The sequence below is a fragment of the Chryseobacterium sp. Marseille-Q8038 genome, assembly GCF_965111995.1.
Genome location: NZ_CBCOPN010000002.1, coordinates 2,201,379 through 2,215,334, shown reverse-complemented (window position 1 = coordinate 2,215,334; position 13,956 = coordinate 2,201,379). Strand labels below are relative to the sequence as shown.

26 protein-coding genes are annotated in these 13,956 nt (G+C 36.3%); 1 reads left to right on the top strand and 25 read right to left on the bottom strand.

Features of this window, described 5'->3' with window-relative positions; all coding sequences use genetic code 11:
- Positions 1 to 8 precede the first annotated feature (8 nt).
- The 25 genes from rpsM to ACWPWS_RS23930 all read right to left on the bottom strand — a co-directional run bounded on the left by rpsM (position 9) and on the right by ACWPWS_RS23930 (position 12,235).
- The gene (gene rpsM / locus ACWPWS_RS24050) at positions 9 to 386 is read right to left on the bottom strand and encodes a 30S ribosomal protein S13 (protein ID WP_034694696.1); all 378 of its coding nucleotides are present in this window, start codon (positions 384 to 386) and stop codon (positions 9 to 11) included.
- A 7-nt stretch (positions 387 to 393) separates the two neighbouring features.
- The gene (gene rpmJ, locus ACWPWS_RS24045) at positions 394 to 510 is read right to left on the bottom strand and encodes a 50S ribosomal protein L36 (protein WP_007839480.1); all 117 of its coding nucleotides are present in this window, start codon (positions 508 to 510) and stop codon (positions 394 to 396) included.
- 63 nt (positions 511 to 573) lie between these two features.
- Positions 574 to 789 (bottom strand): translation initiation factor IF-1, encoded by a 216-nt coding sequence (infA, locus tag ACWPWS_RS24040; protein ID WP_034684855.1) that lies wholly within the window; start codon positions 787 to 789, stop codon positions 574 to 576.
- A 3-nt stretch (positions 790 to 792) separates the two neighbouring features.
- Entirely contained in the window at positions 793 to 2,172 is a 1,380-nt protein-coding gene (gene secY, locus ACWPWS_RS24035; RefSeq protein ID WP_105683339.1) for a preprotein translocase subunit SecY, read from the bottom strand.
- Between the two features lie 9 nt (positions 2,173 to 2,181).
- Positions 2,182 to 2,631: a 50S ribosomal protein L15 gene (rplO, locus tag ACWPWS_RS24030; RefSeq protein WP_089734597.1), complete on the bottom strand. Its 450-nt coding sequence runs from the start codon at positions 2,629 to 2,631 to the stop codon at positions 2,182 to 2,184.
- A 21-nt stretch (positions 2,632 to 2,652) separates the two neighbouring features.
- Complete coding sequence (gene rpmD, locus ACWPWS_RS24025) at positions 2,653 to 2,829, bottom strand: 50S ribosomal protein L30 (RefSeq protein WP_027371710.1); 177 nt, start codon at positions 2,827 to 2,829, stop codon at positions 2,653 to 2,655.
- 10 nt (positions 2,830 to 2,839) lie between these two features.
- Positions 2,840 to 3,361, bottom strand: coding sequence for a 30S ribosomal protein S5 (gene rpsE, locus ACWPWS_RS24020; protein WP_045491132.1), 522 nt, complete (start codon positions 3,359 to 3,361; stop codon positions 2,840 to 2,842).
- A gap of 19 nt (positions 3,362 to 3,380) precedes the next feature.
- Complete coding sequence (rplR, locus tag ACWPWS_RS24015; RefSeq protein WP_034694689.1) at positions 3,381 to 3,734, bottom strand: 50S ribosomal protein L18; 354 nt, start codon at positions 3,732 to 3,734, stop codon at positions 3,381 to 3,383.
- A gap of 15 nt (positions 3,735 to 3,749) precedes the next feature.
- Complete coding sequence (rplF, locus tag ACWPWS_RS24010; protein ID WP_105683337.1) at positions 3,750 to 4,295, bottom strand: 50S ribosomal protein L6; 546 nt, start codon at positions 4,293 to 4,295, stop codon at positions 3,750 to 3,752.
- A 17-nt stretch (positions 4,296 to 4,312) separates the two neighbouring features.
- Positions 4,313 to 4,711 carry a 30S ribosomal protein S8 gene (gene rpsH / locus ACWPWS_RS24005; protein WP_047376575.1) on the bottom strand — a complete coding sequence of 133 codons (399 nt, stop codon included), beginning with the start codon at positions 4,709 to 4,711 and terminating at the stop codon, positions 4,313 to 4,315.
- 145 nt (positions 4,712 to 4,856) lie between these two features.
- Positions 4,857 to 5,126 (bottom strand): 30S ribosomal protein S14, encoded by a 270-nt coding sequence (rpsN, locus tag ACWPWS_RS24000; RefSeq protein WP_002983233.1) that lies wholly within the window; start codon positions 5,124 to 5,126, stop codon positions 4,857 to 4,859.
- Between the two features lie 3 nt (positions 5,127 to 5,129).
- Complete coding sequence (rplE, locus tag ACWPWS_RS23995) at positions 5,130 to 5,681, bottom strand: 50S ribosomal protein L5 (protein WP_105683336.1); 552 nt, start codon at positions 5,679 to 5,681, stop codon at positions 5,130 to 5,132.
- A gap of 11 nt (positions 5,682 to 5,692) precedes the next feature.
- Positions 5,693 to 6,019, bottom strand: a complete 327-nt coding sequence (gene rplX / locus ACWPWS_RS23990; RefSeq protein WP_105683335.1) for a 50S ribosomal protein L24 — start codon at positions 6,017 to 6,019, stop codon at positions 5,693 to 5,695.
- A 21-nt stretch (positions 6,020 to 6,040) separates the two neighbouring features.
- Complete coding sequence (gene rplN / locus ACWPWS_RS23985; RefSeq protein ID WP_002983226.1) at positions 6,041 to 6,409, bottom strand: 50S ribosomal protein L14; 369 nt, start codon at positions 6,407 to 6,409, stop codon at positions 6,041 to 6,043.
- A 2-nt stretch (positions 6,410 to 6,411) separates the two neighbouring features.
- Positions 6,412 to 6,666: a 30S ribosomal protein S17 gene (gene rpsQ, locus ACWPWS_RS23980; protein WP_027371715.1), complete on the bottom strand. Its 255-nt coding sequence runs from the start codon at positions 6,664 to 6,666 to the stop codon at positions 6,412 to 6,414.
- 12 nt (positions 6,667 to 6,678) lie between these two features.
- Complete coding sequence (rpmC, locus tag ACWPWS_RS23975) at positions 6,679 to 6,864, bottom strand: 50S ribosomal protein L29 (protein WP_034694678.1); 186 nt, start codon at positions 6,862 to 6,864, stop codon at positions 6,679 to 6,681.
- A 12-nt stretch (positions 6,865 to 6,876) separates the two neighbouring features.
- Positions 6,877 to 7,302 carry a 50S ribosomal protein L16 gene (gene rplP / locus ACWPWS_RS23970; protein WP_029297776.1) on the bottom strand — a complete coding sequence of 142 codons (426 nt, stop codon included), beginning with the start codon at positions 7,300 to 7,302 and terminating at the stop codon, positions 6,877 to 6,879.
- 98 nt (positions 7,303 to 7,400) lie between these two features.
- The gene (rpsC, locus tag ACWPWS_RS23965) at positions 7,401 to 8,150 is read right to left on the bottom strand and encodes a 30S ribosomal protein S3 (RefSeq protein WP_034694675.1); all 750 of its coding nucleotides are present in this window, start codon (positions 8,148 to 8,150) and stop codon (positions 7,401 to 7,403) included.
- A gap of 7 nt (positions 8,151 to 8,157) precedes the next feature.
- Positions 8,158 to 8,556, bottom strand: coding sequence for a 50S ribosomal protein L22 (rplV, locus tag ACWPWS_RS23960; protein WP_047096818.1), 399 nt, complete (start codon positions 8,554 to 8,556; stop codon positions 8,158 to 8,160).
- A gap of 2 nt (positions 8,557 to 8,558) precedes the next feature.
- On the bottom strand, positions 8,559 to 8,837 hold the full coding sequence (gene rpsS / locus ACWPWS_RS23955) for a 30S ribosomal protein S19 (RefSeq protein WP_034702850.1): 279 nt from the start codon (positions 8,835 to 8,837) through the stop codon (positions 8,559 to 8,561).
- A 2-nt stretch (positions 8,838 to 8,839) separates the two neighbouring features.
- Entirely contained in the window at positions 8,840 to 9,661 is an 822-nt protein-coding gene (gene rplB / locus ACWPWS_RS23950) for a 50S ribosomal protein L2 (RefSeq protein ID WP_105683334.1), read from the bottom strand.
- A 22-nt stretch (positions 9,662 to 9,683) separates the two neighbouring features.
- Complete coding sequence (gene rplW, locus ACWPWS_RS23945) at positions 9,684 to 9,974, bottom strand: 50S ribosomal protein L23 (RefSeq protein WP_105683333.1); 291 nt, start codon at positions 9,972 to 9,974, stop codon at positions 9,684 to 9,686.
- 3 nt (positions 9,975 to 9,977) lie between these two features.
- Positions 9,978 to 10,607, bottom strand: coding sequence for a 50S ribosomal protein L4 (gene rplD / locus ACWPWS_RS23940; RefSeq protein ID WP_105683332.1), 630 nt, complete (start codon positions 10,605 to 10,607; stop codon positions 9,978 to 9,980).
- The gene (gene rplC, locus ACWPWS_RS23935) at positions 10,598 to 11,221 is read right to left on the bottom strand and encodes a 50S ribosomal protein L3 (RefSeq protein WP_105683331.1); all 624 of its coding nucleotides are present in this window, start codon (positions 11,219 to 11,221) and stop codon (positions 10,598 to 10,600) included. The genes rplD and rplC overlap by 10 nt, the downstream gene beginning before the upstream one ends.
- A gap of 249 nt (positions 11,222 to 11,470) precedes the next feature.
- Positions 11,471 to 12,235, bottom strand: a complete 765-nt coding sequence (locus ACWPWS_RS23930) for a DeoR/GlpR family DNA-binding transcription regulator (RefSeq protein ID WP_209789207.1) — start codon at positions 12,233 to 12,235, stop codon at positions 11,471 to 11,473.
- A gap of 116 nt (positions 12,236 to 12,351) precedes the next feature.
- On the opposite strand from ACWPWS_RS23930, the gene ACWPWS_RS23925 reads away from it, so the two are divergent.
- Positions 12,352 to 13,950: a glycerol-3-phosphate dehydrogenase/oxidase gene (locus tag ACWPWS_RS23925; RefSeq protein ID WP_209786165.1), complete on the top strand. Its 1,599-nt coding sequence runs from the start codon at positions 12,352 to 12,354 to the stop codon at positions 13,948 to 13,950.
- Positions 13,951 to 13,956 lie beyond the last annotated feature (6 nt).

Here is a 13,956-nt window from a genome sequence, read left to right as displayed (position 1 = left end):
CCTAACGATTATTTACTAGCTTTTTTCTTGTTAGCAACAGTTTTTCTCTTTCCTTTTCGGGTTCTAGAGTTGTTTTTCGTTCTCTGGCCTCTTAAAGGTAATCCAAGTCTGTGACGTATTCCTCGTTGGCATCCTATGTCCATCAATCTCTTGATGTTCAATTGCACTTCAGATCTTAATTCTCCTTCAACTTTTACGTTTTCTAAGATATAAGTTCTGATGGCAGCCAATTCATCGTCATTCCATTCGTTGACTTTTTTGTCTTCGCTGATACCGGCAGCTTTAAGGATTTCAGAAGAAGTACTTCTTCCAACTCCGTAGATGTAAGTTAAACCGATAACTCCTCTTTTGTTTTTTGGTAAATCAATACCTGCAATTCTCGCCATAATTTAATTAACCTTGTCTTTGTTTAAATTTTGGGTTCTTCTTGTTGATTACGAACAGTACACCTTTTCTGCGTACGATTTTGCAATCAGCGCTTCTTTTTTTAATTGATGCTCTTACTTTCATTTTGATAGTATTTATTTTTTACAAATGCCAAATGGAATGAGAATTCCATTTGGCTAAATGTTTTTAATATCTAAATGTGATCCTCCCTTTCGTTAAATCATAGGGAGACATTTCTAGTTTTACCTTATCACCAGGTAAAAGTTTAATATAATGCATTCTCATTTTACCAGAAATATGAGCAATAAGAATATGCCCATTTTCAAGTTCTACACGGAACTGAGCGTTCGAAAGTGCTTCCGTTATAACGCCGTCTTGTTCAATATGTTTTTGTTTTGCCATAAATTAATATCCAGTCGTTCTAGACAGTTTAGACTGCATTAAACCATCATAATGATGATTCAGCAGATAAGTATTAATCTGTTGAACTGTATCTAAAATTACACCTACCATAATTAATAGGGACGTTCCCCCGAAAAATAGGGCAAACGCATCTGTCTGAACAAAGCTTCCATGCACAATTGCTGGAAGGACTGCAAAGATAGATAAAAAAATTGCACCTGGCAAGGTAATTTTTGATAAAATATCATCTAAGTAATCTGCTGTCTCTTTACCGGGTCTTACTTTCGGTACTAAACCTCCATTTCTCTTCAAATCATCAGCCATCTGGTTTACCGGAATTGTAATTGCAGTATAGAAAAACGAGAAGATAATAATTAATAGCGCAAACAATACATTGTACTGCCAGCTAAAAACATTCTTGAAACCTGCAAGAAAAGTGTTAGACTCATCGAATTTTGTTAATAATCCTGGTACGAACATCAATGCCTGAGCAAAGATAATCGGCATTACACCAGCAGCATTTACTTTCAATGGAATCCATTGTCTTGCTCCCTGCATAAGATTTTTGTTTACACCTCCTCTTGCTTGAGCTCTGCTTACATACTGAATTGGAATTTTTCTAACAGCAACCGATAAGATTACTGCGAGAAGAACTACCACCATCCAGAATAATACTTCAATAAGGATCATGATAGATCCCATTCCTCCTTTACCGTTCTGCACGGCCATCTCCTGTACGAATGCCTCAGGTAATCTTGAAAGGATTCCCACCATAATAAGGATAGAAATACCATTTCCGATACCTTTATCGGTAATCTTTTCACCTAGCCACATTGCAAATACTGAACCGGCAACCAAAATAACGATACTTGGTAACCAGAACATGATTGAATTTGGCTCTACATAGTATGCAGACTGGAACTGAGCATATGGTAAGAATAATTGAGTAATAGAAGTTAAGTAAGAAGGTGCCTGTACCAGACAAACTCCAATCGTTAACCATCTTGTAATTTGGTTCAATGTATTTCTACCTGACTCTCCATCTTTCTGAAGCTTCTGAAGATAAGGAATAGCCATCCCCATCAACTGAACAATAATAGAAGCAGAAATATAAGGCATGATCCCTAACGCCATTACGGAAGCGTGGCTGAAAGCTCCCCCCGTAAACGACGAAAGCAAGCCAAGGAGACCTGCTCCTTGCTTGTTACCGCCTTGATTTTTATAATGCTCTAAGAGATCTCCCACCTCTGCAAGGTTAATTGCAGGAAGTGAGATATAAGATGCGAATCTATACACAAGGATAATACCTAAAGTGAAGAGAATTTTATCTCTCAATTCTTTAAGACTCCAAATATTTTTAAGTGTTTGTATAAATTCTTTCATTAGTAAGTATTATAAGGTAATTGCTTTTCCACCTGCCTTAGCAATAAGCTCTTCAGCAGATTTCGTGAATTTATCAGCAGAGATTGAAACCGCAGATTTCAATTCTCCTCTACCCATAATTTTCACTAATTCGTTTTTAGAAACGATCCCGTTTGCTACTAAAACTTCTTTCGTGATCTCTCCAGTGATGGATTTGTTCTCGATTAAAGTTTGGATAGTATCAAGGTTAACACCTCTAAACTCTTTTCTGTTTACGTTTTTGAATCCGAATTTAGGTAATCTTCTTTGTAAAGGCATCTGTCCACCTTCGAAACCGATCTTCTGAGAATAACCAGCTCTAGCTTTCTGACCTTTGTGTCCTTTTGTTGAAGTACCTCCTTTTCCTGTACCTTGACCTCTACCAATTCTTTTTGAGTTGAAAGTAGATCCTGCAGCAGGTTGTATGTTATTTAAATTCATTTTAATTTCTCTTTTATAAAATTATTTTTGAACTTCTAGTAAGTGACCTACAGCAGCTATCATTCCTAAGATAGAAGGAGTAGCTTCATGCTCTACAACTTGGTGAAGTTTTTTTAATCCTAATGCTTCAAGCGTTCTCTTTTGGGTTTTTGTTCTACCAATAGCGCTTCTTACTTGCTTTACTTTAATTGTTGCCATTGTTTTATTATTAACCGTTAAACACTTTACTTAGAGAAACTCCTCTCATTCTAGCGATCTCTTCAGGTCTTCTGATATCCAATAACGCTTTGAAAGTAGCTTTCACCACGTTGTGAGGGTTAGAAGATCCTTTAGATTTTGAAAGGATATCGTGAATACCAGCTGATTCCAATACCGCTCTTACCGCACCACCGGCGATAAGTCCTGTACCGTGAGAAGCAGGTCTTAAGAAGATATCTGCACCACCGTATCTAGCAGTAGTTTGGTGAGGAATAGTATGGTTCATTACAGGAACTTTCACAAGGTTTTTCTTAGCGTCTTCAACTGCTTTAGCAATTGCAGAAGCAACCTCTTTAGATTTTCCTAAACCGAAACCGATAATACCTTCTTCATTTCCTACTACAACAATAGCAGAAAATCCGAAAGCTCTACCCCCTTTAGTTACTTTTGTTACTCTGTTAACAGCTACGAGACGATCTTTTAATTCTAATCCTCCCGGTTTTACTCTTTCTATATTATCTAGTCCTAACATATTTTCCGAAATTTAATGATTAGAATTTAAGTCCTCCTTCTCTCGCACCATCAGCTAGAGCTTTTACTCTACCGTGATATACGAAACCGTTTCTGTCAAATACAATACTTTCGATTCCTGCAGCGATAGCTTTAGCAGCGATAGCTTTACCAACAGCAGCAGAAACTTCAGTCTTAGTACCTTTAGCGTCTACACCTTTCTCTCTAGAAGAAGCTGATGCTAAAGTTTTACCATTTTTATCGTCGATTAACTGAGCGTAAATTTCCTTATTACTTTTGTATACAGATAATCTTGGCAATTCAGAAGATCCAGAGATTTTCCCTCTTACTCTTCTTTTGATTCTTATTCTTTTTTCTAATTTACTTAATGCCATAATACTTATAATTTATTAAGCAGATTTACCAGCTTTACGTCTAACAATTTCTCCTACGAATCTTACACCTTTTCCTTTGTATGGCTCAGGCTTTCTGAAAGAACGGATCTTTGCAGCTACCATTCCTAGAAGTTGGTTGTCGTGAGACGTTAAAGTAATAATTGGGTTTTTACCTTTTTCAGTCAATGTATCAACTTTTACTTCACTTGGAAGTTCTAATACGATACCGTGAGAGAATCCTAAAGCTAACTCAAGTTTTTGACCTGCGTGTGAAGCTCTATATCCTACCCCTACTAGTTCTAGTTTCTTTTCGAAACCTGTATTTACACCAACAATCATGTTGTTGATTAACGCTCTGTATAAACCGTGAAGCGCTTTGTGTTGTTTAGTATCAGATGGTCTGTTTACATTCAGTTCGCCATCTTTTTGTTCTACAGTAATTCCTGCTGTAAGCTCTTGAGAAAGTTCTCCTTTAGCTCCTTTTACAGTTACTACACCGTTGTTTTCAGTGATTGTAACTCCTGCTGGAATTGTTATAATTGCTTTACCAATTCTTGACATTTTCCTCTGATTAAAAATTAATAAACATAGCAGATTACTTCACCGCCTACTTTCTCTTCTCTAGCTTTCTTGTCAGTCATTACTCCTTTAGAAGTAGAGATGATAGAAATACCCAAACCGTTTAGTACTCTTGGAAGTTCAGTAGAACCTTTGTACTGTCTCAAACCTGGTCTAGAAGCTCTTTGAATAGACTTAATAGCAGGTTTGTTAGTTTGCTTATCGTACTTTAAAGCGATTTTGATCACTCCTTGAACAGCGTTATCTTCAAACTTGAAGTTTAAGATATACCCTTGATCAAATAGGATCTTAGTAATCTCCTTTTTGATTTTCGATGCAGGAATTTCCACCACTTTGTGGCCTGCGCTTTGTGCGTTCCTTACTCTAGTTAGGAAATCTGAAATTGGATCTGTTACCATTTTTCTTTTATAAATTATTGGTTAAAGAACAATCAGTATTGAAAAGACTTGAAGAGAAAAATATCAGACTTCAGAAAACTTCGGTCTGATATTTATTCTTTAGTATCTTGACAACTTAATTGTCCCGATTTTTAATTAGTAATTATTACCAACTAGCTTTTCTTACACCAGGGATAAGACCGTTGTTTGCCATTTCTCTGAAAGTTACTCTGGAAATACCAAACGTTCTCATGTATCCTCTTGGTCTACCTGTTAGTTTACATCTGTTGTGTAATCTTACAGGAGAAGCATTTTTAGGTAATTTTTGAAGTCCTTCGTAATCACCAGCTTCTTTAAGAGCTTGTCTTTTAGCAGCGTATTTAGCAACTAGTGCTTCTCTTTTGCGCTCACGCGCTTTCATTGATTCTTTAGCCATTTCTTAGTTCTTTTTAAATGGTAAACCGAAGTGAGTTAGTAATGCTTTAGCTTCTTTATCTGTTTTCGCAGTAGTAACGAAAGTGATGTCCATCCCTTGGATTTTTTTCACTTTGTCAATCACGATTTCAGGGAAGATAATCTGCTCAGTAATACCTAAGTTGTAGTTACCTCTACCATCAAAACCGTCAGCTTTGATTCCAGAGAAATCTCTGATACGAGGTAAAGCAGAAGCAGTAAGTCTGTCTAAGAACTCATACATTCTGTGAGCTCTCAACGTTACTTTTGCACCTACAGGCATACCTTTTCTAAGTTTGAATGCAGCCTCATCTTTCTTAGAGATTGTTCCTACTGCTTTCTGACCTGTAATGTTTGTCAATTCTTCTACAGCATAATCAATAATTTTCTTATCTGCAGTAGCATCTCCTAAACCTTGTGATACAACGATTTTCTCTAATCTAGGTACTTGCATGATTGACTTGTACCCAAATTCTTCCATCATTGCAGGAACAATTTGCTCTTTGTATATTTTTTTGGGTCTTGCTATAAATTCCATGTTAATTCAAATTATAAAGTTTCACCCGTTGCTTTGTTAACTCTCACTTTCTTATCTCCTTCGATTTTATAACCGATTTTGATAGCTTTTCCGTCTTTACCAACTAAAGCTACGTTTGAGATATGAATAGAAGCTTCCTTTTCAGTAATTCCTCCTTGAGGATTTGAAGCTGAAGGCTTAACGTGTTTTTTAACGATGTTAAGTCCTGCAACGATTACTCTAGGGTCTTTTCCTTCTTTCTTGATCACTTCAATAACTTCACCAGTCTTACCTTTGATATCTTTCTTACCAGTAGTAATGATTACGTTATCTCCTCTTTTTATTTTTAACTTTGACATTTCTTTAAAAAATTTTAAAAATTAAAGTACTTCAGGAGCTAATGAAATGATTTTCATATATTCTTTGTCTCTCAACTCACGAGCAACTGGTCCGAAAACACGCGTTCCTCTCATTTCTCCCGCTGCGTTTAGTAATACACAAGCATTGTCGTCGAATTTGATGTATGAACCATCTTTTCTTCTTACTGCTTTCTTAGTTCTTACTACTACAGCTTTAGATACCTGACCTTTTTTAGCGTTTCCTGATGGTGTAGAATCCTTGATAGTAACAACGATTTTATCACCAACTGAAGCATATCTTCTTCTGGTTCCTCCCAGAACTCTAATAACTAGTACTTCTTTAGCACCTGTGTTATCAGCAACTTTTAATCTTGATTCTGTTTGTAACATTATTACTTAGCTTTTTCAATGATTCTTACTAATCTCCATCTCTTGCTCTTGCTCAAAGGTCTAGTTTCTTGGATAAGAACTGTATCACCTTCTGTGCATTCGTTGTTCTCGTCGTGTGCAGTATATTTTTTCGTTTTCAAAACGAATTTACCGTACATCGGGTGCTTTACTCTTGTAGTTTCACTAACAACAATAGTTTTTTCCATTTTATTGCTGGAAACCACTCCGATTCTTTCTTTTCTTAAATTTCTATCCATTGTAAAATGAAATTATTGTTTGTTAGTTAACTCAGTGTTTAGTCTTGCGATTGTTTTTCTCAAATCTCTGATTTGAATCGGGTTTTCAATTGGGCTGATTGCATGAGCTAATTTCAATTTAGAATATTGAGCTTTTGCTTCAGTTAATTGAGCTTGAATATCACCCGCGCTTAAATTTTTAATATCAGCATTTTTCATTGTATTCAAAGATTATAGAGGTTTAACAAAATCGTTAGCAACGATGAATTTAGTAACTACTGGTAATTTTTGTGCAGCAAGTCTTAAAGCTTCCTTAGCGATATCGTAAGGTACTCCTCCGATTTCGAACATAATTTTACCTGGTTTTACTACAGCTACCCAATATTCAACAGCACCCTTACCTTTACCCATACGTACTTCCGCTGGTTTTTTAGTAATTGGCTTATCTGGGAAGATTTTGATCCATAGTTGACCTTCTCTCTTCATGTATCTTGTTGCAGCGATACGAGCTGCTTCAATTTGTCTCGCAGTGATCCAAGCTCCTTCCGTTGCTTTGATCCCAAAAGTTCCGTAAGCAAGTTGACTACCTCTTTGGGCATTCCCCTTCATCTTCATCTTGTGAACTCTACGGAATTTGGTTCTTTTTGGTTGTAACATAATTTCTAAATTTTAGATTTTAGATTTTAGATTTTAGATTTTTTTTAATTTTAAAAAAGTAACGGTAATTTAAAATTCAAAATTTCTAATCTAAAATTTTAATTATTATTGTTATTGTTGTTGTTTTTTCTAGGTCTTCTGTTGTCTCTGTCTCCTCCTCTGTTTCCTCTGTCTGACTGACCTCCTTTTTTCTGTTGTCCCACTAGTGGAGAAAGTTCTCTTTTACCGTAAACTTCACCTTTCATGATCCAAACTTTTACTCCTAATCTACCGTAAGTAGTGTGAGCTTCTGCCCAGTGGTAATCGATATCAGCTCTGAAAGTTGACAATGGAATTCTTCCTTCTTTGAAAGATTCTGATCTTGCCATTTCAGCTCCGTTCAATCTACCAGAGATTTGAACTTTGATACCTTCAGCACCCATTCTCATAGTACTTGCCATTGCCATTTTAACAGCTCTTCTGTAAGAAATTCTGTTTTCAATTTGCTTAGAAATACTATCAGCAACTAGTACAGCATCTAATTCAGGTCTTTTGATTTCGAAAATATTGATTTGAATATCCTTACCTGTAAGTTTCTTCAATTCTTCTTTCAATTTATCAACTTCCTGACCTCCTTTACCGATGATAAGTCCCGGTCTAGCAGTAGTGATTGTAACTGTTACTAATTTAAGTGTTCTTTCAATATAGATTTTTGAAATACCACCTTTAGATAATCTAGCCTCAAGGTATCTTCTGATTTTGTAGTCTTCAGCGATTCTGTCTCCATAATCGTTTCCACCAAACCAGTTAGAATCCCATCCTCTGATGATACCTAATCTATTACCAATTGGATTTGTCTTCTGTCCCATACCTTGATTAATTTTCTTTATTACCTAAGATTAATGTAACGTGGTTAGATCTTTTTCTGATTCTATACCCTCTACCTTGTGGAGCTGGTCTTAGTCTCTTCAATTGTCTTGCGCTATCCACGAAGATTTCTTTAACGATAAGGTTAGCTTCTTCAATATCCGCACCTTCGTTTTTAGTCTGCCAGTTTGCCATAGCAGAAAGAAGTAATTTTTCTAACTTGTTAGAAGCATCCTTCTTAGAATATTTTAGGATATAAAGAGCTTTATCTACCTGCTCTCCTCTAATGATATCAGCAACTAATCTCATTTTTCTTGGAGAAGACGGGCAATTATTTAATGAAGCTTTTACAACGTCTTTGTTAGCTTCTTTTCTTGCGATTGAACTATCTTGTTTTCTTGATCCCATGATTATCTGCTTCCTTTGTTTTTGTTACCACCATGACCTCTGAAAGATCTTGTTGGAGAAAATTCGCCTAACTTGTGACCAACCATGTTTTCTGTAACATAAACAGGGATAAAAGATTTCCCGTTGTGTACAGCAATAGTTTGTCCTACGAAGTCCGGAGAGATCATCGATGCTCTAGACCAAGTTTTAATAACTGTCTTCTTACCAGACTCTATGTTTGTCTGAACCTTCTTATCTAAAGTATGATGAATGAATGGTCCTTTTTTAAGTGATCTTGCCATAATTATTTACGTTTAGATATGATATGACGGTTAGACGCTTTATTTTTCTTTCTGGTTTTGTAACCTTTAGCAGGCATACCATTTCTAGATCTTGGGTGACCTCCTGAAGAACGCCCTTCACCACCTCCCATTGGGTGATCTACTGGGTTCATTACAACCGCTCTTGTTCTTGGTCTTCTACCTAACCATCTGCTTCTACCAGCCTTACCTGATACAGTTAACTGGTGGTCAGAGTTAGAAACAGATCCAATCATTGCCATACATTCAGTAAGGATCATTCTAGATTCTCCTGAAGGTAACTTGATGATTGCATATTTTCCGTCTCTTGAAGTTAATTGAGCTGAAGAACCAGCACTTCTTGCTAAAATAGCACCTTGGCCAGGCTTCATTTCAACACAAGAAATCACAGTACCTAATGGAATGTTTTTCAACTTCATTGCGTTCCCTACATTTGGTTCTACGCTTTCACCAGAAATTACTTTCTGATCAACTTTGATACCGTTTGGAGCGATGATATATCTCTTCTCTCCATCAGCATACTCTAGTAAAGCGATAAATGCAGTTCTGTTTGGATCATACTCTACAGTTTTTACAGTTGCTTCAACGTTTGCTTTGTTTCTTTTGAAGTCAATAATTCTGTATTTCTTTTTGTGTCCACCTCCGGTGTAACGCATGGTCATTTTACCAGTTTGGTTACGTCCACCTGACTTACTAATACCAACTGTTAGAGATTTCTCTGGTTTGTTGGTAGTAATTTCTTCAAAATTGTTAACAATTCTGAATCTCTGTCCCGGGGTGATAGGTTTTAATTTTCTAACAGACATTACTATTATATATAATTAATAATTAATTTACAGCAAAAATATCGATAACCTCACCTTCAGCAAGTTTGATTACCGCTTTTTTCAATTTGTTTGTCTTTCCTACTTGAAGACCTTTTTTAGTGTATTTTGAAGAAACCTTCGGAGCATAAATCATTGTGTTAACGTCTGCTACTTTTACACCGTAAGCTGCTTCAACAGCCTTTTTAATCTGGATCTTATTCGACTTAGGGTTAACTAAGAAAGAATAAGTACCTCTTAAATCTGTAAGGTAGTTAGCCTTTTCTGAAATAACTGGTTTAATAATAACTGACATGACTTATTTCTTTAAATTTTCCTGGAATTTTTCAACTGCACCTTCGAAGAAAATGATCTCACCAGCATTTACTAAATCGTAAGAACTGATTTCGTTGAAGTTCATTACTTTAGTTTTAGGTAAGTTTCTTGAAGATAAATACACATTCTTGTTAGCTTCAGGAAGAACGAATAAAGATTTTTTACCGTTAAGTTCCAATGCATTTAATACATTGATGAAATCTTTAGTCTTAGGAGCATCAAAGCTCACATCTTCTAAAACTTTAATGCTGTTGTCTCTCATTTTCTGAGATAAAACAGATTTCTTAGCCAATCTCTTAAGAGCTTTGTTCAATTTGAATCTGTAGTCTCTTGGTTTTGGTCCGAATACTCTACCTCCACCTCTGAAAGTTGGAGATTTGATATCACCATATCTAGCAGATCCTGATCCTTTTTGCTTCTTAAGCTTTTTAGTAGAAGCAGTAATTTCGCTTCTTTCTTTTGCTTTATGAGTTCCTTGTCTTTGTGCAGCAAGGTACTGTTTAACTTCTAAGTAAACCGCGTGCTGATTTGGCTCAATTCCGAATACTGTTTCGTCTAGAGTTACTTTTCTTCCGGTCTCTTTTCCTGATGTATTTAATACTACTAGTTCCATTTTCTGATAATTACATAAGAATTTTTAGCTCCCGGAACAGCACCTTTTACTACTAAAAGATTTTGTTCTTGATCAACTTTTAACACTTGAAGGTTTTGAACAGTTACCTGCTCACCTCCCATTCTTCCAGCCATTCTCATCCCTTTGAATACTCTTGAAGGGTCTGAACCAGCACCGATAGAACCTGGAGCTCTAAGTCTGTTGTGCTGACCATGAGTTGCCTGCATTACACCTCCAAATCCGTGTCTTTTAACAACACCCTGGAAGCCTTTACCTTTTGAAGTTCCTGTTACGTCAACATATTCACCTTCGATGAATAAATCAACTTTTACTTCTTCTCCTACTTTCACATCAGCGAATCCATTGTGGAATTCTACTAATTTAGCTTTAGGAGCAGAACCAGCCTTTTTAAAATGGCCAGCTAACGCTTTACCAACGTTCTTCTCACTCTTGTCATCGAAACCTAACTGCACAGCTGTATAACCGTCGTTTTCTAAGGTTCTGACCTGTAAAACCGAGCATGGACCTGCTTGAATAACTGTACAAGGAATGTTTTTTCCTTCTTCGTTAAACAAAGATGTCATACCGATTTTTTTACCAATAATACCTGACATTGTTTATATTATAATAAAATTTATCCTTTATTTATCCCCATTTTTCGGAAGTCTGAAGTAATTTCTACTTTTGATATAGGCATACTACGCCCCTAAAATGAGTGTGCAAATGTATGAATAATTTTGTAACTGACAAATATTTTGACTAAAATATTTTGATTTTTAATCAATTAGATGATTTTAAAAAAATTCAGAACAAATTTCTCCAAGATTTATTTTGATTTTTAAAAAGAAATTAAGATGAAGACGTTACCGGGCAATTACTTTCACTCCTGCTTCTTCCAGTTTAACCCTGTCTTCAGCACAGATACCATCATCGGTAATCAGATAATCCACCTGATCCAAATCCGCAATCTTTCCAAATCCTTTTTTATTCAATTTTGAGGAATCCGCGAGAATAACCGTCTGATCCGCACATTCCATCATAATCTGATTCAAATGAGCTTCTGCAGCATTGGAAGTACTGATTCCAAATTCAGGATCAATCCCGTCCACTCCCATAAAAAGTTTATTACACGAAAACTGTTTGAGGATTCCTTCGGAAATAGATCCTACTATAGAAGTAGAGCTCTTTCGTACTTCTCCTCCTAATTGTATAATATTAATATTAGGATTATTACAAAGTTCAATGGCTACCCGTAAAGAAGATGTCAATACAGTAAGCGGCCCAAAGTTCATCAACATCCTGGCAAGATAATGCATGGTTGTTCCGGATGCCAGAATAATACAGTCGTTTTCCTGAATCAATGACAGTGCAGCTTTTGCAATAACCTGCTTGGCCTCTACATTGATATTTTCTTTTTCCCCAACATTTTTTTCATAAGCATATCTTACCTGCTTACTCGCTCCTCCATGATTTCTGAAAAGAAGCCCCAGACTTTCGAGATAGTTCAAATCCTTTCGGATCGTAACTGAAGATACATTGAGCTTTTCACACAAATCCTGCACAAGTACATGCCCTTTCTCATCCAGCTCCTTAAGTATTTGATCCTGCCTTGGTAATAGCTTTTCCATTTTATTCGTTTCATCAAAAATACCGTTTTTTTTCGACATCTTAAAATTTCATTTATTTTCTTTTTGCTTTCATTTTTAATTTATATATTTGAAAACGAAACATAAACGAAACATTTATGAAACGAAACGAAGAACTTAGTAAGTTAACCCATGTAAAAGAATGGGACTTTATTGTCATAGGAGGAGGAGCCAGTGGTTTAGGTTCAGCATTAGATGCTGTAAGCAGAGGATTCAAAACATTATTGCTTGAATCTCATGACTTTGCAAAAGCAACATCCAGCAGAAGTACCAAATTGGTACACGGTGGAGTTAGATATCTTGCCCAGGGAGATGTCGGATTGGTAAAAGAAGCATTGAAAGAAAGAGGACTCTTGGCAAAAAATGCAGCACATATTGTAAAAAATCAGTCTTTTATTATTCCCAACTATACATGGTGGGGAGGAATCTATTATAAGATAGGATTATCAATTTATGATTTTCTTGCCGGAAAACTGAGTTTAGGTAAAACAAAATACATCAGCAAATCAAAAACTGTTGAAAAGCTTCCTACTATTGAACAAAACCATTTGATGAGTGGTGTTGTTTATCAGGATGGACAATTTGATGATGCCCGACTTGCGATCAATCTTACCCAGACTATTATTGAAAAAGGCGGAAGTGCCGTTAATTATGTAAAAGTAGTTAACCTTCTGAAAGATGCTTCTGATAAAGTCATCGGTGTGGTTGCAGAAGATCAGTTTTCCAAAGAGCAATATCAGATTCATGGTAAAGTAGTCATCAATGCTACAGGGGTATTTACCAATGATATTCTTAATATGAATAATCCTAAACATGGTAAACTGGTAGTACCAAGCCAGGGAATTCACCTTGTATTGGATAAATCCTTCCTGAAAAGTGATGATGCCATCATGATTCCGAAAACATCAGACGGCAGGGTTTTATTTGTTGTTCCATGGCATGACAGAGCTTTGGTAGGAACTACAGATACGCTTTTAAAAGATGAAAGTTTTGAACCGCGTGCCCTGGAAGAAGAAATCAACTTTGTTTTAAATACCGCAAGACAATATCTGGCTAAAAAACCAACGCGTGAAGATGTAAAATCTGTTTTCGCAGGTCTTCGTCCGCTTGCTGCTCCTAAAGACGGAAGCAAAAGCACAAAAGAAGTTTCCCGAAGCCATAAGGTTATTGCATCTGACACCGGATTAATTTCCATCATTGGTGGAAAATGGACTACTTACCGTAAAATGGCTGAAGATACCATTGATAAAGCAATGGAAGTTCACAAGCTTGGTAATAGTACTTCTAAAACAGAACACATGTCTATTCATGGAAATGTAAAACCGGAACAGGTAGACCGAACGAATCATCTCTATGTTTACGGATCTGATATTCCGGCTATCAAAGCATTGCAGGAAAGCAATTCGCGTTATGCTCAAAAAATCCACCCTGATCATCCTTTTACTGTAGCGGAAGTGGTATGGGCCGTAAGAGCTGAAATGGCAGAAACCATCGAAGATATTCTGGCAAGAAGAGTCCGTTTACTGTTTCTGGATGCAAGAGCAGCAATAGACAGTGCTCATAATGTAGCAAGAATCATTGCTGAAGAAAAAGGATATTCTGAAGAATGGGCACAGCAGCAGGAAAATGAGTTCATTGAATTAGCAAAAGGGTATTTATTAACTCCTTACTCACCTAAAGTTATCAACCTAAATTAGCATTAT